2 protein-coding genes are annotated in these 628 nt (G+C 62.6%); both read left to right on the top strand.

The features are described 5' to 3' along the window. Positions 1 to 6 precede the first annotated feature (6 nt). Positions 7 to 357, top strand: coding sequence for an ArsC family reductase (locus IEX18_RS18480; protein WP_161389451.1), 351 nt, complete (start codon positions 7 to 9; stop codon positions 355 to 357). A gap of 44 nt (positions 358 to 401) precedes the next feature. Then, positions 402 to 628 (top strand): lysozyme inhibitor LprI family protein (locus tag IEX18_RS18475; protein ID WP_229664723.1); only part of this gene is annotated, 227 nt, incomplete at its 3' end.

Below are 628 nucleotides of genomic sequence, written 5' to 3'. Positions count from 1 at the left end.
AAGATTATGACCAAGATTTCCGTTTACGGCATCCCCAATTGCGACACCGTCAAGAAGGCCCGCAAATGGCTCGATGACCAGGGCGTCGCCTACCAGTTCCACGATTACAAGAAACAGGGCACCGATCCTGAGCAACTGGCCCGATGGGTGGAGGCGAAAGGCTGGGAAGTGGTGCTCAACCGTCGCGGCACGACCTTCCGCCAGCTCGACGATGCGGACAAGGCCGATATCGACGCCGCCAAGGCCGTCACCATCATGGCCGCGCATCCTTCAACCATCAAACGGCCCGTGGTCGAACATCCGGGCGGATTGCTGGTGGGGTTTGACGCAGCCGAATGGCAGGCGGCACTGGGCTGATCTAACGTCAGCTTTCCGAATTCGGGCGCGCGCAAGGATAACGCATGCAGCACTGGAAATACCCGGCCGCGCTGTTGGCGGCTCTCGTTGGCGCAGCTTTCGCCCATGGCCCCGCCGCCGCCCAGGCCGGTTTCGTCTGTGGGAAGGCCATCACTCCCACGGAAAAGGCGATCTGCGGCGATGCCGAGATTGCGGCGTCGGATCGGGCGATGAGCATGGCCTATGCCGCACTTGCGGAACGGGCCGATCGTTCACTGGAGCCGGTGCTGCG

The sequence above is a fragment of the Sphingomonas metalli genome (assembly GCF_014641735.1).
Lineage (GTDB): Bacteria > Pseudomonadota > Alphaproteobacteria > Sphingomonadales > Sphingomonadaceae > Sphingomonas > Sphingomonas metalli.
The sequence above is the reverse complement of the archived record's forward strand: the minus strand, read 5'-3'. Positions and strand labels throughout refer to the sequence as shown.

Coding starts and splice junctions, on each gene's coding strand:
- IEX18_RS18480 (WP_161389451.1), top strand. CDS start 7: ATGACCAAGATTTCCGTTTACGGCATCCCCAATTGCGACACCGTCAAG.